The organism is Lentzea kentuckyensis (genome assembly GCF_002150765.1).
GTDB lineage: Bacteria > Actinomycetota > Actinomycetes > Mycobacteriales > Pseudonocardiaceae > Lentzea > Lentzea kentuckyensis.
The window spans coordinates 63,731-83,149 of record NZ_MUYM01000061.1 but is presented as its reverse complement, the minus strand read 5'-3'; the positions used below and the strand labels follow the sequence as shown (position 1 = coordinate 83,149).

Below are 19,419 nucleotides of genomic sequence, written 5' to 3'. Positions count from 1 at the left end.
GCCTAGTCCACACACGGAATTCCGTCGTTGGGTGGCGGTGGCGGCGGCGCGGTGGCCAGTTCGGTCACCTTGGCACGCACCTTGTCCCGGTCGACCTTGTTCACGTCCAGGCCGTCGAGCGTGGCGCCACCCTCGATCGGCAGCGTGTCGAACCGCACCTCGGACGGCAGTCCGCGGGCGAACTCGGTCAGGTCGAACCGCGCGTCCAGCACGACGTCCTGCTTCGCCATGTCGATCAACGCCTGCACCACGGCCAGGTCCGCGCCCCGCACCCGTTTCGCCACGGCCGACAGGAACGCCTGCTGCCGCCTTGTGCGGGCGAGGTCGCCGCCCGGCAGCCCGTGCCGCTGCCGCACGAACGACAGCGCCTGCCCCGCGTCGAGGTGCTGCGGCCCGGCCGGGAAGTCCGCGCCGGACAACGGATCCCGCGTGGCGTTCGTCAGGCACACGTCCACGCCGCCGAGCCCCTCGGCGATGTGGAAGAACCCGATCAGCGACAGTTCCACGAGGTGGTCGATCGGCTGGTTCAGGAACGCCGACACCGTCTCCACCTGGGCGCGGCGGCCGGCTTCCCGCCCGGCGCGTTCCAGCTCCCGCCGGTCGTGCGTCCCGGCGGCGCGCAGCCGGTCCTCCTCTGCTGACTTGGCCCGGCCGTAGGCCTCCTTGATCTTGCCCTCGCCACCGGACGACAGCGGCACGAGGTCGTCGCGCGGCACGGACATCGCCACCGCCGGCCCGGACGCGGGGATGTGCAGCAGCATCAACGTGTTCGCGTTGTAGCCGCCGCGGTCGCTCTCACCCGCCTGCATGCGCCGCAGCACGTCGTCCGGCAGCGGTTCACCGTGCAGGTCCAGCCGGGTGGTGAGACCCATGATCAGGATGTTCGTGCCGGACGTCGACCGCGGCGCGTCGTCCGGGATCGCGTACGACCGTTCGACGCCCGTCGAGATCGTGGACACCGTCGACCACGCGATGCCCGCGGCGACGAGCACGGCCGCGCACAGACTCACCCAGGCGATGCGGAACAGGACGCGAAAGGCGGTGCGGTGATAGCCACCACGTGATTGCATGAACTGGAAACCCCCTGACCTATTCTACGCGGTCATGGGGGTTCAGCTGCCGACGCTGGCGGCGGTCGCGATGCTGGCGGTCTTCGCGCAGACGGGTGTCTGGGCCGACGGTGACGACCTCGGCTGGGCGTTCGGCGGCTGGCTGGTGGCGGGCGCGGTGATCGCTTCGGCGCTCGTGCGCCGGGTCGGTCTGTGGACGGTGGCACCGGCGCCACCTCTCGTGTTCGTCGTCGTGGCGCTGGGCAACGCGGCCTGGGAGCGGCAGTCCCGGCGACAGGCCTGGTGGGGGAGTACCAAGGAGATCGCCGCCGACGCGGTCCCGTGGTTCGTCAACGGGTTCGGGTGGATGGCGGGTGCGGTCGGTGCGGCTCTGGTGGTCGTGGCCGTCCGAGTCTTTTCTGGGGGGAAGAGGAAATGCAGGTCTTCGTTGACGACAACGGCGGTAGACGGGTAGCCGCGCGGTTGGTGAGCCTGACCGTCGCGAGTGGACTGATCGTGTTCGCCGCGGTGGTCGGTGGCGCGCTGCTGGGAGCGTGGTGACGCGCGCCCCGCGGCTGCACTGGATCTCCATCCTGCTCGGGCTGCTGGTGCTGATGGGCGTGGTGTCGTTCCACGCCTACACCGCGATCAGGCCGGAGCCGGTGCGGCCCGCCCAGGAGGCCCTTGAGCTGCCGGAACGCACGCTCGCGCTGGCGTTCCACGGCGGTCCGGATCCGAAGTGGACCCCGCGCACCCTGGACCGGTTGCAGCAGGCCGGCGTCCAGGCGACGTTCTTCGTCACCGGCGTCCAGGTCACCCGCAACCCCGAGGTGGTCCGGCGCATCGTGGCCGAGGGCCACCAGATCGGCATCGACGGCTTCCGGGCCGAGGGCGACTGGGCGGAACAAGGCTGGGCAGGCCCGCTGAACCTGGCCTTCGCACAGGCCGCGCTCGCCGACGTGCTCGGCGTCCACACCCGGCTGGTCGGCGCGCCGGCCGAGGTCGACAGCGGCGACCGCGCCTACCAGGACATCGGCACGCTGGTGAGGATGTCGTTGCAGGACGGCAAAGGCGTGGTCCGGCTGCACGACGACGGCAGCATCGGCGGGGACATCGCCCGCCAGCTGGCCAGAGTGCCTGGCTACCGGTTCGTTCCGGTCCCCGGCGGCGGCACGGGCGAGGTGACCGGGCCGCAGCGGTTCGCCGCCTCGGTCACCACGTGGTCGCAGCGCAACGGCGGCCTCGTGCTCACGCTGCTCGGCACGGCGATCGGGATCGCCGCGTTGCTCGGCATCCTGCGCACCCTCATGCAGCTCGGCCTCGCGCACACCGACCGCCGGTTGCGGCGCGAGAGCGAGCACGAGCCGCCACCGTGGATCGCGCCGCCTGTCTCGGTGGTCATCCCGGCGTTCAACGAGGCGTTGAACATCGCGGCGACGGTGAGGTCGATCGCCGCGAACAACCACCTCGCCGACGTCGAGGTGATCGTGGTCGACGACGGTTCGACGGACGGCACCGCGGACCGCGCCGAGGAGCTGGACCTGCCCGGCGTCACCGTGCTCCGGCAGGACAACCAGGGCAAACCCGCCGCCCTGAACGCGGGCATCCGCAGCGCGAAGCACGACGTGCTGGTGTTGCTCGACGGCGACACGATCTTCGAACCGGACACGATCGGCCAGCTCGTGCAGCCGTTCGCGGACACCGGCGTCGGCGCGGTCGCCGGCAACGCGAAGGTCGGCAACCGCCAGGGCCTGCTCGGACGCTGGCAGCACCTGGAGTACTGCGCGGGATCCAACCTCGACCGGCAGATCCTGCACGCGCTGCGCTGCATCCCGACGGTGCCGGGCGCGGTCGGGGCGTTCCGCAAGGCCGCGCTCACCGACGTCGGCGGTGTCAGCGACCACACGCTCGCCGAGGACACCGACCTGACGATGGCGGTCACCCGTGCGGGCTGGCGGGTCGCCTACCGTCCACAGGCCAGGGCGTGGACCGAGGCGCCGGTGAGCCTCCGCGGCCTGTTCCGCCAGCGTTACCGCTGGTCGTACGGCACCTTCCAGGCGATGTGGAAGAACCGTGGCGCATTGGTGGAGAACGGGCCGATGGGCCGATTCGGGCTCATCTACCTGTTGGCGTTCCACCTGCTGTTGCCGCTGCTCGCCCCGCTAATGGATCTGTATGTTGTATACGGTTTTCTGGTGGCAGACGCGCCCCTCGCCGCCATTGTGTGGACGGTATTCCTTCTACTGCAGACAGCGAGCGCGGGCTACGCGTTGAGGCTTGACGGCGAGTCGCTCAAGCCGTTGTGGGCATACCCCCTACAGCAGATTGTATACAGACAGCTGATGTACGCAGTGGTCATCCAGTCGCTGGTGACGGCGCTGCACGGCACGCAGCTGCGGTGGATGTCGGTGCGACGCACGGGTCGGCTCGCGGACGCACCCGGTACGGTGCACGTCACTTAGCGCACGTCACTTAGCCCAGGCATGCAGAGGAGCACGGTGGGCCGCACGCCCTTGGACGCGCCGGCGCGTCAGCAGGAGGTCTTCACCGCCGTGCTCGGAGTGCTGGCCGAGGTCGGCTACGCCCGGTTCAACATGGATCTCGTCGCGTCCCGGGCGCGTGCCAGCAAGGCGAGTCTCTACCAGCGCTGGCCATCCAAGGCGCGACTGATCATGGACGCGCTGAGGGCGAACCTGCCCGACCTGCCGCAGCCGGACGAGGGCACGTTCGCCGAGGACGTCCGCCAGATCCTGCGGTCGTGGGGCGAGCCGGTGCCGTTCGACATCGCCGGGATCTTCCTCGGCCTGCTCGAGGGCAGCCGCCAGGACGCGAATCTCGCCGGCCTGCGCGAGGAGTACGTCGACCGCGCGTACACCGAGCAGCTCCAGGTCGCCGTCGACCGGGCGAAGATCAGGGGCGAGCTGCCGGAGACCCTCGACGCCGGCATCCTCATCACCGCGCTGATCTCGACGTTCGTCCTGCGCTCAGAGGAACAGGACGTGGTCGACGGCATCGTCGACGGACTGTTGAGACCGTTGATCGGGACCTTTCGGACCAAATAACTCGTCAGCACGTAGTTTCTTCGCTACGTTCGGTCATGGTTTCAAAAGAACAGGACTGTTCTATTGAGGGGGAACTCCCGTGACTGAAACTGCCGTCTGCCCCGTCCCGCACGAGAACCGCGCGCATCCGCTGGGAGCGCCCGCCGGGTTCGAGGAGGCCATCAGCAACGGCCCGGTGAAGATGATCTGGCCCAACGGGGTGCAGGCCTGGGTCGTCAGCAGCTACGCCGGTGTCCGGCAGGTGCTCTCGGACCCGCGCTTCAGCGCGAACAAGGAGGGCGCGCCCGAGATGCGCACCGAGGGTGAGCAGATCCTCGGGGTGCCGCAGCCGGGCAACATGAACGTGATGGACGGCGACGAGCACCTCCGCCTGCGCCGCCCGCTGTCACGCGCGTTCATGGTCAAGCGCCTCAACGAGATGCGCCCGCGCATCCAGGAGATCGTCGACGCGCACCTCGACGAGATGGAACGCGGGGGCGCGCCTGCCGACCTGGTGTCGTCGCTGTGCCTGCCCGTGCCTTCGCTGGTGATCGCCGAGCTGCTGGGCGTGCCGGCGGAGCACCAGGAGCTGTTCCAGGCCACCGCCAGGGAGATGTTCGGCAAGAACGGCTCGAAGGCCGAGTACGACGCGAAGGCCGCCGAACTGGGCGAGGTGCTCGCGAAGGTCGTGGACGAGAAGAAGGCGTCCGGGGCCACCGACGACATGATCGGCCTGATGGTCAACGACACCGACTTCGACATGGACGAGCTGCTGATGCTCGCCATCGGCCTGCTCGCGGCGGGCCACGAGACGACGTCGAACTTCTTCGGCCTGTTCACGCTCACGCTGTTCGAGCACCCCGACCAGCTGGCGGTCCTGAAGCGCGATCCGAGCCGCGCGGACGTGATCGTCGAGGAGATGCTGCGGTACACGATCGGCAAGCTCGGCGGCGCCGGGCTCGCGCGCAGGGCGATCGAGGACGTCGAGGTGGACGGCGTGACCATCCAGGCCGGCGACTGGGTGACGGTGTCGTTCCACGCCAACCTGGACGAGACGCTGTGCCCGCGGGCCGGTGAGCTCGATCTGGAGCGCAGGGCGGTGTCGCACCTCGGTTTCGGGTTCGGCCCGCACCAGTGCCTCGGCGCGAACCTGGCCCGTGCGGAGCTGCAGATCCTGCTCCGCTCGCTGTTCACCCGGTTCCCGGACGTGCGGCCGGCGATCCCCGTGGCGGAGATGGACTTCCGCGAGGACATGATCACCTACGGCGCGGCCTCGATCCCGGTGGAGTGGTGAGCGTGCCAGGAGGTGTGACGGTCCGGATAGACCGGACGAGGTGCATCGGATCGGGCCAGTGCGTGCTCGCCGCACCGGATGTGTTCGACCAGTCCGACGACGACGGCCTCGGCTTCGTCGTGATCGCCGAACCGCCGGCCGACCTGCTGCCGGGCGTTCGTGACGCGGTCGACAGGTGCCCGGCGCAGGTGGTGAGCCTGGAAGAGTGACTTGATCGGCCGTTCCGGTGAGGCGTCATCACCGGGAATTGATTCAGTGCTCCTCGGCTGACACCTCGTTGGCCCCTTTCCGATCACGCTCTTCGTCCAGAATCGTAAGCGCGACCACCACGGCGTTGTGGTGGTCGCGCCGATGCGCTTGTGGAGAGTCGAAAGACCCTTCCCGACCAGGCCGAACAGCGAGATGGTGGCGACGGCGCGGTGAATACCGACGGTGTGTAACGGGTACCTGTGCAGCGGGTGCGCGGCGCACGTCAGGAGGACCAGCTATGTTCAACGGCGATGCATTTCCAGCTCGTGTGGACAAAGCCGACGTGCGGCATGTCGAAACTCTGACCAGCGCACTGCGGGCATTGGACTACGAATATGGCGGCGGTGCCTGCCGGGACGCCTGCGTCGCGCTGCTGAACTGGGCGAACCCCCTGCTCGACACCAGCGCGTCCGGACCGGTCCTGCAGCGGCTCCAGGTGGCCATCGCGGACCTGCACAACCTGGCCGGCTGGGCGTCGTTCGACATGGGTCTGCTGGAATCCGCACACCTGCACTTCGGCCGTGCGATGTGTCTCGCGCGTACGTCGGGCAACAGCGCGTTGGAAGCGAACATCCACTACCGGATGGGCCGCGTGCACCTGCACTACGAGCTGGCTGAGGACGCTTTGTCGTCGTTCCAACGTGGATTGCCCATCGCACAGGCCAGTGGGTCCACGTTGGCCGTGGCGATCCTGCACGCCAACGAGGCGTGGGCGTTCGCGAAGATGGGCGCCGAAAGGCAGGCGTTGCGTCAGTACGCCCGTGCGGAGGAGGAGTTCGAACGCGCGGAGTCCGAAGACGCACCGCCGTGGGCGCGGTTCTTCGACCTGGCCGACCTGGTGTCGATCGGCGGCATGGTCCACACCGAACTCGCGCGCACCTGCGACGTGAAGTACGCGCGATCCGCTATCCCGTTGCTGACCAGGGCCATCTCCGCCGGGGGAGAGGAAACGTCGCGCAGCCAGTCGTTCCGGCTGGCCGCGCTGGCGGTGAACTACCTGGTGCAGAACGACGCCGAACAGGCGCGGGACATCGGGGAGCAGGCGATCGTGGTGTCCGGGCCGATCCGTTCCGCCCGCACGCGGGACCGGATGCGGCCGTTGAAGCGGGAGGCGGAACGGTTGCGGGGCAACGAGGCCGCGGACGAGCTGTCGTCGCGGCTCGGGGTGTTCATGTCGGCGTCGCAGGGAGCCGCCTGAGCGGGGAAGTGCTCTGGTCGGTTGGAAGGCGCCGCCGGGGCCCGAGGAGAGGTTTGGGCTTCGAGCCCCGGCGACACCATGTGCCCGAGCGGCGCCCAGCTGGGGGGCCTCAAGCGCGGCTCGGCGTCTGGAAGTGACTTCAGCAGCGGATTGCGCTCTCGGCGACCGCGTCGTTCTCGGCGACCACTCCGAGAAGTAACGCACCGATGGCGCTGAAGGTTGTCCGCTCCATGAGCGAGAAGCATCACGTGACCCGCTGACATTTCGCTGACACCTAGGGTTACCCGCTGGTTAGGATCTGGCCCATGCAACGGCGTTGGGGGTTCAGGGTTCTCGGATCGTTGCAGGTCATCGACTCGGGCCGGGTGGTTGAGCTCCGCGCGGCCAAACAGCGTGTCCTGCTTGCGGCGTTGCTGATGAAGGCCAACGCGCCGGTGTCGTCGTACGAGCTGATGGAACACCTCTGGGGCGAGGAACCGTCAGGTGCAGCGCGCGCGACCCTGCAGACGTACGTCATGCGGTTGAGGCAGTCGCTGGACGATCTCGCGGACCGCAAACTCATCCGCACCTGGCCGACCGGCTACTCGATCCACGTGGACGACGACCAGCTCGACCTGTTGACGTTCCAGCGGTTGCGCGCCGAGGCTCGCCGCGCGCCCGACCTGGAGACCGAGGCCCGGCTGCTGGGCGAGGCCGCCGCGCTGTGGCGTGGTCCCGCGCTGGACCAGATCTCGTCGCTGCGGATGGAACAGACCGACGTGCAGCGGCTGAACGAGCAGCGCTGGGAGGTGCTGGAGCGCCGCAACGACGCCGAACTGCAGCTCGGCCGGCACGACCAGATCGTCGACGAGCTGCGCTCCCTGGTCACGCAACACCCGCTGCGCGAACGCTTCTGGTATCAGCTGATGCTCGCCCTGCACCGCACCGGCCAGCAAGCGCAGGCGCTGGACGTCTTCCGCCGCGCCAGCGACGTGCTCGCCGACGAGCTCGGCATCGACCCGAACGCCGAACTGCGCGCCCTGCACATGGAGGTCCTCGCCGGGTCCTCCGCTCCGGTCGCCGTCCAGTCGGGACCTTCGTGGCTGCCTCCCGCGGTCGGCGACTTCTCCGGCCGGGCCACCGAGGTCGCGCGGCTCACCGCGGGCCTGCGCGCCGGCGGGACGTGGACGATCACCGGTCCCGGTGGCGTGGGCAAGACTTCGCTGGCCGTGCACTGCGCGCACGCGGTGCGGGACGCGTTCCCGGACGGTCAGCTGTACCTGAACCTGCGCGGCGGCGAGCAGAAGCCCGTCGGGCCGGCTGCCGCACTGGACCGGTTGCTGCGCGGTCTCGGCGTGTCCGGTGGCGCGATTCCGTCCTCTGTGGAGGATCGGGTCGACCTGTACCGGGACCTGCTGTCGGACCGCCGGATCCTGGTCGTGCTGGACAACGCGGTGAACGAGGCCCAGGTCCGGCCGTTGCTGCCGGGCACCACCTCGGGAGCGGCCCTGGTGACCTCACGAGCGGCGCTGGCGGGCCTGGAGGCGGCTCATGTCGTGCCGCTGGACGTGTTGCCGTCCGCGGACGCCCTGGCGTTGTTGCGCGCGGCCGTCGGCGAGGCTCGCTGTGCCGCGGAACCCGGTGCGGCACAGGACATCGTGACCTACTGCGGGCAGTTGCCGCTGGCGCTGCGGGTGGCGGCGGCGCGGCTGGTGGCGCGCCCGCACTGGCAGCTCGCGAAGCTCGCTGGCCGGTTGTCGGACGAGCGGCGCCGCTTCGACGAACTGTCGTTGGGCGACCTGGACGTGCGTGCCTCCTTGGCGCTGTCCTACGACGGGTTGGACGAGTCGCATCGGACCGCGTTCCGGTTGCTGTCGCTGCTCGACACGCCCGACTTCCCGGCGTGGGTGGCGTCGCCGTTGCTCGGGCTGGACCTCGACGACGCCGAGGACCACGTCGAGGCCCTGGTGGACGCCCGCCTGGTCGACTACGCGGGACGAGACCCGCTGGGACAGGTGCGGTACCGGCTGCACGACCTGCTGAGGGCGTTCGGTCGCGAGGCCGCGGACGAGGACCCGGCGGCCGCGCTGAAGGCGTTGTTCGAGCAGTGGCTGGACCTGGCCACACGCGCCGACGTCGAGCTGCCGCACCAGTCGATCCGCCTGGAACCGCTTGCGCTGGAACGATTCGACCTCGGTGACGCGGCCGCCTGGTTCGACGCGGAGTGGCAGAACATCCACGCGGTGATCACCCAGGCCGCCGCACTCGGGCTGGGACCGCTCGCCGCCGAGCTGACCATCCGGTCCGCGGCGTTCTGCGACCTGCGGGCCCGGTTCGACGACTGGGAACAGATCAACGAGCTCGGCCTGTCCTGCGCCCCGCCCGAGCGCAAGCCGATCCTGTTGCAGCAGCGGGGAATCCTGTACGGCCGGCTGCACCGGTACGTCGAGGCGTCCGCCGACTTCGCCGCGGCCCAGAAGGGTTTCGCTCTCGCCGGTGACGTGTGGGGCGAGGCCTACGGGTGGTACGGCATGGGGTGGATGCACGAGTGGAGCGGCCGGTCCGCGGAGGCCCGCGAGGCGCACCGCGAGGCCATGGCCCGGTTCGTGGCGTCGGGGAACCAGCACGGCGAGGTCGAGGTGCTGTGTTCGCTGGGCGCCATCGAACGCCGCGCCGGCGGACTGGCCGCGGCACAGGACTACCTGGAACGGGCCCGGCGCATCGCCCGTCAGCTGGGCGATGAGCAGAGCGAGCTGATGGCGACCCTGGAACTGGGGCGGCTGCACCAGTTCACCGGCGAGCTGGAGATGTCGGCGGCGTTCCTGCGGTCGTCACTTGCCGCCGCGCAGAAGCTCGGCGACCCTGACTTCGCCGCGAACATGCGAGTGTTCCTCGCCGACACGTTGATCCGGTCCGGCCAGCTCCCGCTCGCCGAGGAGCAGCTGCGCCAGGCCTGGGAGTACTTCGAGGAGCACAACGACCAGCACGGCCGCATGTGGGTGTGGCGCTTGAGATCCGGGCTGGCCGAGACGCCGGAGGAGGCGCTGCGGCTGGCCACCCTGGCCCTGAACCAGGCCCGGGAGATGGACTCGCCGCCGGAGTACGGGCGGTCGCTGCGGGTGCTGGGCGACGCCCTGGAACGGGCAGGGCGGTCGGAGGAGGCTCGGGAGCACTGGCGGCAGGCCGAGGAGACGCTGACGGCGGCCGGGTTCCAGGCGGAGGTCGACGAACTCCGCCTCGCGACTTCGTAGCAACGCTGATGCCGAGTTGGGTCAGGGATACGTCAGCCCTGGTTCTGGCTCAGCACCGTGTCCACGGTGACGCCCGACGCCACGATCATGCTGAGCAACGGGTCCGGCACCTGCCGGTGGAACTGCACGACGTAGTTGTCGGCCGTGGAGAACAGGGCTTTGGACATGCCCTGCCACGTCTTGGTGATGCGCGCGACCTCGGTCTCCGTGTGGTCCTGCAACGAGAAGTTCCACGCGCGCCAGTTCTCCGCGTAGATGCCGCCGACCTTCATCCCGTTGCAGACGTAGGCGAAGCGGATCTTGCCGAACACGTTCTCCTGGACGATCTCGCCGATCGGCATGCCGTCGCCGCGCTCGACGAGCACCTTGGACTTCCACATGGTCGCGGGCCGGACCAGCCGGAGCAGCGGGTGGCCCTGCACGTCGCGGATCTCCAGCCGGACGTCCAGCATCGAGTCCAGCTTCGTGAAGGCACGTAACGCTTTGGCGGCACCGGACTGGCCGACCTGCTCCACGGTGCCGATGTGGCGGGCGTGCTGGTCGTAGATGACGTAGGAGTTCGACATCTCGATGAGCTTCGCCTTCTGGTTCACCACCAGGACGGGCTCGGTGAACAGCGTGCCACCGCCACCCTGCACGACTCCCTGGACGCCGGCGCGCTGGACCTGGTGCGCCACGCGGTCCTGGCCGGTGCCGCCCATCTGCATTTCCATGTGGTGGGCGTCGGTCTGCTGTTGGCGCGGCTGGGTGTGCGGTGTCCACTGGGTGCCGTCCCACCAGCGGACGAAGCGCGGGTCGGCGTTGTCCGGGTACCAGCCGGGCGCGGTGTTCATGGCGTGAGCGTACGACTTCGGGACGGCCGTGGCGTACGACTTCGGGACAGCCGTTGGTGCCAGGCGACAGGGCACTTGGTGTCGCCTGGCAGCTCTCCAGCGGTCAGCGCGTCAACTGATCGTGATCGCGCTCGCCGGGCACAGGCCCGCCGCTTCCTTCGCGGTGGCCTCGTGCTCGGCGTCCGGGTGCTCCACCAGGAGCACGACCGTGCCGTCCTCTTCGTTCTGGTCGAAGAGATCCGGGTCGGTCAGTACGCACATTCCCGAACCGCAGCACTTCGACTGATCGACGGAAATCCTCATGCCGACCACGCTACTGGCAACGAGTGGACTCCGTAGATCCCCATGTCCGTGCGCAGCGGCACCTCCTCCGGTGCGATGTCCAGCCGGAGGTCGGGGAACTCCTGGAACAGCTTGGTGAACCCGATGCGCATCTCGATGCGCGCGAGCTGCTGACCCAGGCACTGGTGGATGCCGTGCCCGAACGCGACGTGGCCCGACGCGGGGCGGCGCAGGTCGAGTTCCTCTGGGTTGCCGGGGAACTTCTCCGGGTCGCGGTTCGCCGTCGGCACGTGCATCAGCACGGTGTCGCCCGCCTTGATCAGGTGGCCGTCGATCTCCACGTCGGCGGTGGCGGTGCGCACCGGTCCGAAGTGGATGATCGACAGGTACCGCATCAGCTCCTCGACGGCGTTGTCGATGACCTCGGGCTCGTCCTTGAGGATCTTGAGCTGATCGGGGTGCTCCAGCAGCGTGAACGTGCCGAGGCCCAGCATGTTCGCCGTGGTCTCGTGGCCGGCGAGGAGGAGCAGCATCGCCATGTTCGACGCTTCCTCGTCGGTCGGTTCCCCCGTGGCCAGCAGGTCGCTGATCATGTCGTCGCCGCCGGGATTCGCCTTCTTGCGGGCGATCAGCTCGCGCATGAAAGTCTGGACGCGCGTCATCGCGTCCATGGCTTCCTTGAACGTGCTGTCCAGGCTCAGCATCTTCGCCGTGTCGTCCTGGAAGCGGTGCCGCTCGTCGTAGTCGACGCCGAGCAGCGCGCAGATCACCAGTGACGGCACCGGTAGCGCGAACTCCTTGACGAGGTCCGCCTTGCCGCCGAACGTCCGCAGGTGCTTGAGCTGGTCGTCGACGATCGTGCCGATCCACTCGGACAGCTGGTTCATCCGCCGGACCGTGAACTGACCCTGCAGCATCTTGCGCAGCCGCGTGTGGTCCGGCGGGTCCTGGCTGAGGAACATGCCCGGCTCGACCTTGCGGGCCTCCTCGGGCACCTCGCCCTGGAACCGCCTGTCGAGCAGGTGGTGCTTCTCCGGGCTGTTGGTGAACTTCGGGCTGCCGAGAACCTCGCGGACCTGGTGGTGGCCCGTGATCAGCCAGCCGAGGTGACCGTCGGAGAACTTCAGCCTGCTGATGCGGGCCTGTTCGCGGATCTCGGTGATCTCGGCGGGCGGGTCGAACGGGTTCTGGCGCGTCGTTGGCAGTTCTTCGGAGATCAGTTCGGTCATCTCGCACACCTCCCAGTGCTCACTAGAGGACCTAATTCCGAAGCTACAGAAGTTTCATGACTTTGTGAAGGTGAGTTCAGGGTTACGGACCGCCAGGACCGGAAATCTGTCCGCATCTGCCTGTCATGGGTCGCGACGGCCACGGCAGCCTTCGTCTGGTGCAGCGCTTCGGTCAGTTCGTCGACCAGTGCGATCGACAGGTGGTTGGTCGGTTCGTCGAGCAGCAGGACGTGCGGGCTCCCGGTCAGCAGGATCGCCAGCTCCAGCCTGCGCCGCTGTCCAGTGGACAGGCGGCCGACCGGGCGTGCGAGGTCGTTTCCGCTCAGCAGACCGAGTTCCCCCACTCGTGCACACAACTGGGCCGCGGTGGCGTCCTCGTGCTCGAACGACGACTCCTGGGCGAGCAGGGCCACCCGGCCGACGTGGTGCACGATGCCCGTCGCCGGTTTCAGACGGCCCGCCAGGACGTTGAGCAGCGTCGACTTGCCGGCGCCGTTCGGGCCGGTGATCAGCAGCTTCTCGCCAGCGCTGAGCGAGATCGGCTCGGTCAGGTTCACTCGTCCGGGTACTTCGAGCGGGGTGGCGTGCAGCAGGTCGCCGCTCGCCTCCAGCTCGGGCGGGGTGAAGCGCAACGGCGGCGGGGGAGCGTCGAGGCGCTGGTCGTCCAGCTCCTCCAGCCTGCGGGCGACGTTGCGCATCTTGTTCGCCGCGCGAGTGCTGCGCTTGTGCTTGGACGCGCCCTTGGGCGGACGCCAGGCGTCTTGCAGACGTGACTGGGCGCGCTCGACCTTGTCGGTCAGCTCGTCGTGTTCGGCTTCCTCCTGGGCGAACCGCTGTTCCCAGCGCTGACGTTCGGCGCGCTTGGCCTCTTTGAACGCCCGGTAGCCGCCGCCGTGCAGGTGCACCTCGCCGTCCGGGGTCGGGTCGAGGTCGAGCAGTTGCGTGCAGACGTCGTCCAGCAACGTGCGGTCGTGGCTCACGATGACCACGACGCCGTGGTGCTGCCGCAGGCGTTCGGTCAGGAAGGCCAACGCGTTCGCGTCGAGGTGGTTGGTCGGCTCGTCGAGCAGCAGGACGTCCGCGCGTTCGGCGAGCAGACAGGCGAGCCGCACCCGATAGCGTTGTCCCACACTGAGTTGCCGGAGCCGGGTGGACCTGGCGTGGTCGGCGTCGAGTGCCTTGAGCGCGATGCCGGCGCGGCGTTCGGCGTCCCACGCCTCGATGGTCTCGGCGTGTGCCAGCGCTTTCTCGTAGCGCTGCTCGTCGAACGGCTCCGCCGCGCTGTCCAGTTCGGACAGTGCCTGACGGCTTTCGCACAGCGCTTCACTCAGCAGGTCCCCCACCGTTTCGCTGTCGTGGAACGGCATTTCCTGTTGCACGAGGCTCAACGAACCGTGGCGTGTGACAGTTCCCTGGTCCGGCGCCAGGTCCTCGGCGAGCAGCCGGAGAAGGGTCGTCTTGCCGCGGCCGTTCTCGCCGATGACGCCAAGGCGTTGGCCTGCCGAGACTTTCAGCGAGATGCCGTCGACGACGGGGCCGGCCTCATAGCCCTTGGTGAGATCTTGGGTCGTCAGATGAACATGCGAACGCATGTGGATCCTCTTTTGGGTACGCGAAATCAGGACGTGATGCGTGGTGGCACACGTCCTGAATCAGAGGTAGAAGACCCCGTACCAGAATCCCATGAAACCCACGGTACCTACGGCCGCAACGCCTTTTCGACGGCCTTGCGCAAGTCCTGCACGCTCTCCTCGGTGCCCGGCGTCGGTCCGGCCGTGCTGCCGCCGCCGACGAGCCGGTAGAACAGCAGGCCCTCGATGAACGCGGTGAGGTGCGCTCCCGCTCGTTCAGGATCCTTGTGGCCCAGCGTTTCGGCGAGCGCGGTGGCCTGTTCCCGCGGCGAGTGGACCATGATCGTCCTGAGCTCCGGGTGGTGGGTGGCCTCCAGCATCGCCGCGTACCTGGCGAGCGTGCGGTTCCGTTCGACCAGCCAGCCGTCGATCGTCCTCGCGATGCCGCCCGCGAGATCGGCGGGGTCGAGGACGATCTCCTGCTGCTCCTGCTCCGCGAGCCTCGCCACGAACCCCTCGATCAACGCTTTGCGCGTGCGGAAGTACGCGCTGGTCGAGCCTTCCGGCAGACCGGCCTGGCGGTCGACCGCGCGGTGGGTGAGGCCGCGCATGCCTTGTTCGGCCACGAGCGCGATCGCGGCGTCGGTGATCAGGTCCTTGCGCACTGTGCCTCTCATCTCCCTCTACAGCTGTAGTCTACAGGTGTAGAGTCTCTACATCTGTAGAGGAGGCTGGGATGAAGGCGATCGTGGTGGGCGGCGGCATCGGCGGGCTGGCGGCGGCGGTGTCGTTGCGCCGGGTCGGCTGGGAGGTCCAGGTGCTCGAGCGCGCCGCCGCGTTCGGCGAGATCGGCGCCGGTGTGGGCGTCATGCCGAACGCCATGCGCGCGCTGGAGTGGATGGGTCTCGCGGACGAGGTCCGCGGGCTCGGCACCCCGCGCGTGTCGGGTGGCGTGCGGGCGTCCGACGGGCGCTGGTTGGTGCACTTGCCGGACATCGGTCAGGAGAAGGTCATCGCGATGCACCGGGCCGATCTGCACGGTGTGCTGCTGCGTGCGCTGCCGCCCGAGATCCTTTTCAACAACGTCGAGGTGACCGGCGTTGACGAACTGGACGCGGACCTCGTGGTGGCGGCGGACGGCATCAACAGCCGCCTGCGCGGGGTGCTGCTGCCCGACGCGCCGGGACCGGTGTACGCGGGGGCCACGGCGTGGCGAGGGGTGGCGCCGGGTCCCTTCGATCTGCCCATTTCGCAGACACTCGGTCCCGGCGGCGAGGCCGGGATCCTGCCGCTGGGCGACGGCCGGGTCTGCTGGTACGTCGCCACCGTGGCGCCCGCGGCGGCGGACCTGGACCCGCTGGAGCTGTTCGCCGGCTGGCACGAGCCGTTGCCGTCGCTGTTGAGGTCGACTCCTGACGTGATCAGGCACGACATCTACCAACTGCCGTTGTTGCCGACGTTCGTGTCCGGCCGGGTGGCGCTGCTGGGCGATGCGGCGCACGCGATGACGCCGTACCTGGGGCAGGGGGCGTGCATGGCGCTGGAGGACGCGGTGACCCTGGCCGCGTGCGACGGTGATCTCGCCCGGTACGACGCGCTGCGGAGGCCGCGCACGCAGGCGGTGTGGAAGGGCTCGCGGCTGGCGGGCAGGTTCGGGATCGAGGTGCGGTCACCGATCGCGTTGGCGTTGCGCGACTTCGCTTTCCGCGCGTTGCCGGCGTCGCTGGCGGTACGCGGGATGACGCGCTTCTCCGCCTGGGAGGTGCCCGACCAAGTTCACTCGATCGGGTCGAATCCACCAGTGAACTAGATCACCGGTCAATGTTTGGTTGCGGGCAGATAACAGTCCAAAACCACCCTTTGTCGCGTCCTTTGTCACCCGGTTGCGGTATCAAGTACTCGCTGAGCGTGTCGGACGCGGTCCAGTGATCCAGATGGCGTAGCGCTAGAGGCGGTTTCCCGTACACGAAAGCGCAACTACGGTGCCTCGCCATGACCCCCGTCCCGACTGATGTGATGCCCCGTTCCCTCACGGCGCTCCCCCCGGCGCAGGTCGAGAAGCTCGGCGAGATCGACATCCCCGAGGCAGAGGACTTCGTCCGGCAACACCACGCCGAACACCCAGGACTCGGCCCCGTCGAGGCCAGACTCGCCGAGGTGCACGCGGAGATCGCCGCTACCGGCACCTACCGCCACACAGCCGCCGAACTGACCTTCGGCGCCCGCGTGGCCTGGCGCAACAGCTCCCGCTGCATCGGCCGCCTGTACTGGCGCAGCTTGAAAGTGCGCGATCAGCGAGAGACGTCCACCCCCGCCGACGTGGCCGCGCAATGCGTCGAACACCTCCGCGTGGCCACCAACAAGGGCAAGATCAGGCCCGTCATCACGATCTTCGCCCCGGCCGAGCCCGGCATGCCGGCGCCGCGGATCCTCAACGAGCAGATCGTCCGCTACGCCGCCTACCGCGGCTCGGACGGCGGCGTGCTCGGGGACGCGCGGAACCTGGCGCTGACCGAGCTCGCGTTGAAGCGCGGCTGGCAGCCCCCGGCCAGCCGCGGCCCCTTCGACGTGCTGCCGCTCCTGGTGTCCTGCAAGGGCCACGACCCCGCACTCGTCGACATCCCCGCCGACGCGGTGCTCGAAGTTCCGCTCTCCCACCCGGAACTGCCGTGGCTGGCCGCGCTCGGCGTGAAGTGGCACGCCGTCCCCGCGATCAGCAACATGCGGCTGCGCATCGGCGGTATCGACTACCCGTCGGCGCCGTTCAACGGCTGGTACATGGGCACCGAGATCGGCGCTCGCAACCTCGCCGACCACGACCGGTACGACCTGCTGCCGTACATCGCCAAACGAATGGGCCTGGACATGTCGTCGGAGGCGACGTTGTGGCGCGACCGAGCACTGATCGAGCTCAACCGCGCCGTCCTGCACTCGTTCGGCGAGGCCGGGGTCACGATCACCGATCACCACACCGAGTCGCAGCGGTTCCTCACCCACCTCGAGAAGGAGGAGGCGGCCGGGCGTTCGTGCCCGGCGGACTGGTCGTGGATCGTGCCGCCCGTGTCGGGCGGGATCACGCCGGTGTATCACCGCTACTACGACTCCGGTGAACTGCTGCCGAATTTCTTCCCCGCAGACAAGCCCGCTGGATGTCCTGTCGCACACTGACCGGGTGCAACTGACCCGGAGCCTGAACCTGTCCGATGCCGTCTTCGTCGGGCTCGGCTCGATGATCGGCGCGGGCGTTTTCGCCGTGTTCGCCCCGGCCGCGGCGGCGGCCGGGTCCGCCCTGCTCGTCAGCCTCGTCATCGCGGGCGTGATCGCCTGCTGCAACGCGTTGTCGAGCGCCTGGCTGGCCGCGAAGTACCCGCAGTCCGGCGGTACCTACGTCTACGGTCGCGAACGCCTCGGCCGCATCTGGGGCGACCTGGCCGGCTGGGCGTTCGTGCTCGGCAAGACGGCGTCGTGCGCGGCCATGGCGCTGACAGTCGGCAACTACGCAGGTGCGCCCAAACTCGTCGCGGTGGCGGCCATCGTGGCGTTGACCGTGCTCAACCTGACCGGTGTCCAGAAGTCCGCGCTGGTCACCAGGATCATCGTGATCGCGGTGCTGCTCGTGCTCGCCGCCACCGCGGTCACCGCGAAAGAAGCCACGCAGCCGGCGGAGTTCCTGGGCTCAGGAATCCTTCCCGCCGCCGCGCTGCTCTTCTTCGCGTTCGCCGGTTACGCGCGCATCGCCACGCTCGGAGAGGAGGTCAAGGACCCGCAACGCACCATTCCCAGAGCGGTGGTCATCGCCCTCGCGATCACCCTCGTCGTCTACACCGTCGTCGCGCTCGTCGCCCTGAGCGCACTGGGCGCGGACCTGGCCACGAAGACCCTGGCGGACGTGTCGCCCGCGTTGGCGCCCGTCATCCGGGTCGCCGCGTGCCTGGCCGCGCTCGGGTCGCTGCTGTCCCTGCAACTGGGGGTCAGCAGAACCGCTCTGGCGATGGCTCGGGACCGCAGGCTGCCGGGGTTTCTGGCCGACCTGCGCCTCGCCGAGATCGCGACCGGGGCGGTGGCGATCGCGTTGGTGCTCACCGTCGACGTGACGCGCGCGATCGTGTTCAGCTCGTTCTGCGTGCTGCTCTACTACGCGATCGCCAACGCCAGTGCGTGGACGCTCGGTAAGCGCGTCGTGCCCGCGATTGGGCTGTTGGGGTGCCTGACGCTTGCCGGTGCAGTGCTCTGGCAACTTTGAATGCTCCCCGCCCTGCTCGGGCTGTGTGGGGATTTTCGGCTCAGGCTGCCTGCTCGTCCGGCGGACGAGCAGGTCTTGTGCCGTCAGCGCCGACCGGGTTCAAACCTGCCCGGACCAGCATCACCGCCGCGGAGTTCTTGTCCCTGGGAGACACGGCTCCGCACGACGTGCAGGTGTAGGTGCGTTCGGACAACGGCAAGGCGTGCTTGGTTCTCGCACCGCATGCCGCGCAGTCCATCGTGGTGTGTCTCGGGTCCACCAGCCGCAGGTCGCGGCCGTGTTTGCGGGCCATCGCGATCAGCTCACGCTTGGTAGCGCCGATCGCGGCGTCCGCGGCCTTGCGGGCCATCGTGGACTTCGCCAGGAACTTCGGCCGGAAGTCCTCCACCGCGAGCACGTCATGGTCGCGAACAACCCGCTTCGCCCACTTGCGGCCGGTGTCCTGCCGCCGCCGGGCCACCTTCTTCTGGACCTTCGCCGCCAGCCGCCTGGCATGCCGGTAGCCCTTCGAACCCGGCCGACCCTTGACCGGACGTCGACGGGCCATCATCCGCTGATACCGCGCCAAGCCCGCCGCGGCATTCCTGCCGTGCTCAGGATGCGGAAGGTCGTGCGCGTCGCTGGTGGTCGTCGCGAGTTCCCTCACACCCCAATCCACACCGATTCACCCCGCCAGTCACAGGCAAGGCCTGCACGTGTGCCTGGACCACGAAGGAGCAGTACCAGTGGCCGAGGCTGTCGCGATACACCCGCACCGACGACGGCGTCGCGGGCAACTCCCGCGACCACACCGGCCGCACCACGATCCCACCCGCCAGGTGCAGCACACCGTCACGCAACCGGAACCCGCGCCGGGTGTAGTTGAGGGTCGGCTCGGCCACCGACCGCTTCCTGAACCGCGGCATCCCGGCACGCCGCCACTGCGGCACCCGCTCCCGGACATCCTTGAGCGCCTTGGCACGCGACACACCGAAATCCCGGATCACCTGCTGCTGCGCCACCGACGACCCCGCCCGCAACCACACCTGCCCCGCACGCCAGCCCGTCAGAAGCTGTCCAACTGCGCCGGGCCACACGTACGCGGATCACCGGGACTCTCGCGGTTGTGTCGAGAGGTCTCACGCGACAGCGCGACACACTCGTTCCACACCCACCGGCAGCGATCCCACTCCACCAGCAATGCGCGTCGCGTGGGCGGCG

The 19,419-nt window shown here is 68.9% G+C and carries 19 protein-coding genes; 11 read left to right on the top strand and 8 right to left on the bottom strand.

Annotation, left to right across the window (positions count from 1 at the left end):
- Positions 1 to 2: 2 nt before the first annotated feature.
- Complete coding sequence (locus tag B0F77_RS27390) at positions 3 to 1,070, bottom strand: LCP family protein (protein WP_086665865.1); 1,068 nt, start codon at positions 1,068 to 1,070, stop codon at positions 3 to 5.
- Between the two features lie 34 nt (positions 1,071 to 1,104).
- On the opposite strand from B0F77_RS27390, the gene B0F77_RS27385 reads away from it, so the two are divergent.
- From B0F77_RS27385 to B0F77_RS27355, 8 genes are all read left to right on the top strand, one after another.
- Positions 1,105 to 1,524, top strand: a complete 420-nt coding sequence (locus B0F77_RS27385; protein ID WP_086665864.1) for a DUF6542 domain-containing protein — start codon at positions 1,105 to 1,107, stop codon at positions 1,522 to 1,524.
- Positions 1,485 to 1,610 carry a hypothetical protein gene (locus B0F77_RS50585; RefSeq protein WP_281252549.1) on the top strand — a complete coding sequence of 42 codons (126 nt, stop codon included), beginning with the start codon at positions 1,485 to 1,487 and terminating at the stop codon, positions 1,608 to 1,610. Before B0F77_RS27385 ends, B0F77_RS50585 begins: the two co-directional genes overlap by 40 nt.
- Entirely contained in the window at positions 1,607 to 3,511 is a 1,905-nt protein-coding gene (locus tag B0F77_RS27380) for a bifunctional polysaccharide deacetylase/glycosyltransferase family 2 protein (protein WP_211294053.1), read from the top strand. Before B0F77_RS50585 ends, B0F77_RS27380 begins: the two co-directional genes overlap by 4 nt.
- 36 nt (positions 3,512 to 3,547) lie before the next feature.
- Positions 3,548 to 4,111 (top strand): TetR/AcrR family transcriptional regulator, encoded by a 564-nt coding sequence (locus tag B0F77_RS27375; RefSeq protein WP_211294052.1) that lies wholly within the window; start codon positions 3,548 to 3,550, stop codon positions 4,109 to 4,111.
- Positions 4,112 to 4,190: 79 nt separating this feature from the next.
- Positions 4,191 to 5,384: a cytochrome P450 gene (locus B0F77_RS27370; RefSeq protein WP_086665862.1), complete on the top strand. Its 1,194-nt coding sequence runs from the start codon at positions 4,191 to 4,193 to the stop codon at positions 5,382 to 5,384.
- Positions 5,385 to 5,398: 14 nt separating this feature from the next.
- Positions 5,399 to 5,593: a ferredoxin gene (locus tag B0F77_RS27365; RefSeq protein ID WP_086665861.1), complete on the top strand. Its 195-nt coding sequence runs from the start codon at positions 5,399 to 5,401 to the stop codon at positions 5,591 to 5,593.
- A gap of 17 nt (positions 5,594 to 5,610) precedes the next feature.
- The gene (locus B0F77_RS27360) at positions 5,611 to 6,831 is read left to right on the top strand and encodes an NsdA family TPR-like regulatory protein (protein WP_483868450.1); all 1,221 of its coding nucleotides are present in this window, start codon (positions 5,611 to 5,613) and stop codon (positions 6,829 to 6,831) included.
- 305 nt (positions 6,832 to 7,136) lie between these two features.
- On the top strand, positions 7,137 to 10,061 hold the full coding sequence (locus B0F77_RS27355; protein WP_086665859.1) for an AfsR/SARP family transcriptional regulator: 2,925 nt from the start codon (positions 7,137 to 7,139) through the stop codon (positions 10,059 to 10,061).
- A gap of 32 nt (positions 10,062 to 10,093) precedes the next feature.
- Here the strand turns inward: B0F77_RS27355 and B0F77_RS27350 are convergent, their stop codons facing one another.
- The 5 genes from B0F77_RS27350 to B0F77_RS27330 all read right to left on the bottom strand — a co-directional run bounded on the left by B0F77_RS27350 (position 10,094) and on the right by B0F77_RS27330 (position 14,653).
- Positions 10,094 to 10,894, bottom strand: coding sequence for an LURP-one-related family protein (locus B0F77_RS27350; protein WP_086665858.1), 801 nt, complete (start codon positions 10,892 to 10,894; stop codon positions 10,094 to 10,096).
- Positions 10,895 to 11,005: 111 nt separating this feature from the next.
- The gene (locus B0F77_RS27345; RefSeq protein ID WP_086665908.1) at positions 11,006 to 11,197 is read right to left on the bottom strand and encodes a ferredoxin; all 192 of its coding nucleotides are present in this window, start codon (positions 11,195 to 11,197) and stop codon (positions 11,006 to 11,008) included.
- On the bottom strand, positions 11,194 to 12,405 hold the full coding sequence (locus B0F77_RS27340; protein WP_086665857.1) for a cytochrome P450: 1,212 nt from the start codon (positions 12,403 to 12,405) through the stop codon (positions 11,194 to 11,196). The genes B0F77_RS27345 and B0F77_RS27340 overlap by 4 nt, the downstream gene beginning before the upstream one ends.
- Complete coding sequence (locus B0F77_RS27335; RefSeq protein WP_086665856.1) at positions 12,402 to 13,997, bottom strand: ABC-F family ATP-binding cassette domain-containing protein; 1,596 nt, start codon at positions 13,995 to 13,997, stop codon at positions 12,402 to 12,404. The genes B0F77_RS27340 and B0F77_RS27335 overlap by 4 nt, the downstream gene beginning before the upstream one ends.
- A gap of 107 nt (positions 13,998 to 14,104) precedes the next feature.
- A complete protein-coding gene (locus B0F77_RS27330) occupies positions 14,105 to 14,653 on the bottom strand; it encodes a TetR/AcrR family transcriptional regulator (RefSeq protein ID WP_086665855.1) in 549 nt (182 codons plus the stop codon).
- 59 nt (positions 14,654 to 14,712) lie between these two features.
- Here B0F77_RS27330 and B0F77_RS27325 point away from each other — a divergent pair, with 59 nt between their 5' ends.
- The 3 genes from B0F77_RS27325 to B0F77_RS27315 all read left to right on the top strand — a co-directional run bounded on the left by B0F77_RS27325 (position 14,713) and on the right by B0F77_RS27315 (position 18,219).
- On the top strand, positions 14,713 to 15,786 hold the full coding sequence (locus tag B0F77_RS27325) for an FAD-dependent monooxygenase (protein ID WP_086665854.1): 1,074 nt from the start codon (positions 14,713 to 14,715) through the stop codon (positions 15,784 to 15,786).
- A 182-nt stretch (positions 15,787 to 15,968) separates the two neighbouring features.
- On the top strand, positions 15,969 to 17,144 hold the full coding sequence (locus tag B0F77_RS27320; RefSeq protein ID WP_425435727.1) for a nitric oxide synthase oxygenase: 1,176 nt from the start codon (positions 15,969 to 15,971) through the stop codon (positions 17,142 to 17,144).
- Positions 17,145 to 17,154: 10 nt separating this feature from the next.
- On the top strand, positions 17,155 to 18,219 hold the full coding sequence (locus B0F77_RS27315; RefSeq protein ID WP_211294056.1) for an APC family permease: 1,065 nt from the start codon (positions 17,155 to 17,157) through the stop codon (positions 18,217 to 18,219).
- A gap of 40 nt (positions 18,220 to 18,259) precedes the next feature.
- Here B0F77_RS27315 and B0F77_RS27310 read toward each other — a convergent pair whose 3' ends face one another.
- Together B0F77_RS27310 and B0F77_RS49125 are read right to left on the bottom strand one after the other, a co-directional pair.
- Positions 18,260 to 18,865, bottom strand: coding sequence for an RNA-guided endonuclease InsQ/TnpB family protein (locus tag B0F77_RS27310; RefSeq protein WP_211294051.1), 606 nt, complete (start codon positions 18,863 to 18,865; stop codon positions 18,260 to 18,262).
- Entirely contained in the window at positions 18,813 to 19,220 is a 408-nt protein-coding gene (locus B0F77_RS49125; protein WP_211294049.1) for a hypothetical protein, read from the bottom strand. Before B0F77_RS49125 ends, B0F77_RS27310 begins: the two co-directional genes overlap by 53 nt.
- Positions 19,221 to 19,419: the final 199 nt, after the last annotated feature.

Excerpts from the sequence above, each read along its gene's own strand:
- B0F77_RS27390 (WP_086665865.1), bottom strand. The coding sequence starts at position 1,070 with ATGCAATCACGTGGTGGCTATCACCGCACCGCCTTTCGCGTCCTGTTC.
- B0F77_RS27385 (WP_086665864.1), top strand. The coding sequence starts at position 1,105 with ATGGGGGTTCAGCTGCCGACGCTGGCGGCGGTCGCGATGCTGGCGGTC.
- B0F77_RS50585 (WP_281252549.1), top strand. The coding sequence starts at position 1,485 with ATGCAGGTCTTCGTTGACGACAACGGCGGTAGACGGGTAGCCGCGCGG.
- B0F77_RS27355 (WP_086665859.1), top strand. The coding sequence starts at position 7,137 with ATGCAACGGCGTTGGGGGTTCAGGGTTCTCGGATCGTTGCAGGTCATC.
- B0F77_RS27350 (WP_086665858.1), bottom strand. The coding sequence starts at position 10,894 with ATGAACACCGCGCCCGGCTGGTACCCGGACAACGCCGACCCGCGCTTC.
- B0F77_RS27345 (WP_086665908.1), bottom strand. The coding sequence starts at position 11,197 with ATGAGGATTTCCGTCGATCAGTCGAAGTGCTGCGGTTCGGGAATGTGC.
- B0F77_RS27340 (WP_086665857.1), bottom strand. The coding sequence starts at position 12,405 with ATGACCGAACTGATCTCCGAAGAACTGCCAACGACGCGCCAGAACCCG.
- B0F77_RS27335 (WP_086665856.1), bottom strand. The coding sequence starts at position 13,997 with ATGCGTTCGCATGTTCATCTGACGACCCAAGATCTCACCAAGGGCTAT.
- B0F77_RS27330 (WP_086665855.1), bottom strand. The coding sequence starts at position 14,653 with ATGAGAGGCACAGTGCGCAAGGACCTGATCACCGACGCCGCGATCGCG.
- B0F77_RS27325 (WP_086665854.1), top strand. The coding sequence starts at position 14,713 with ATGAAGGCGATCGTGGTGGGCGGCGGCATCGGCGGGCTGGCGGCGGCG.
- B0F77_RS27320 (WP_425435727.1), top strand. The coding sequence starts at position 15,969 with ATGACCCCCGTCCCGACTGATGTGATGCCCCGTTCCCTCACGGCGCTC.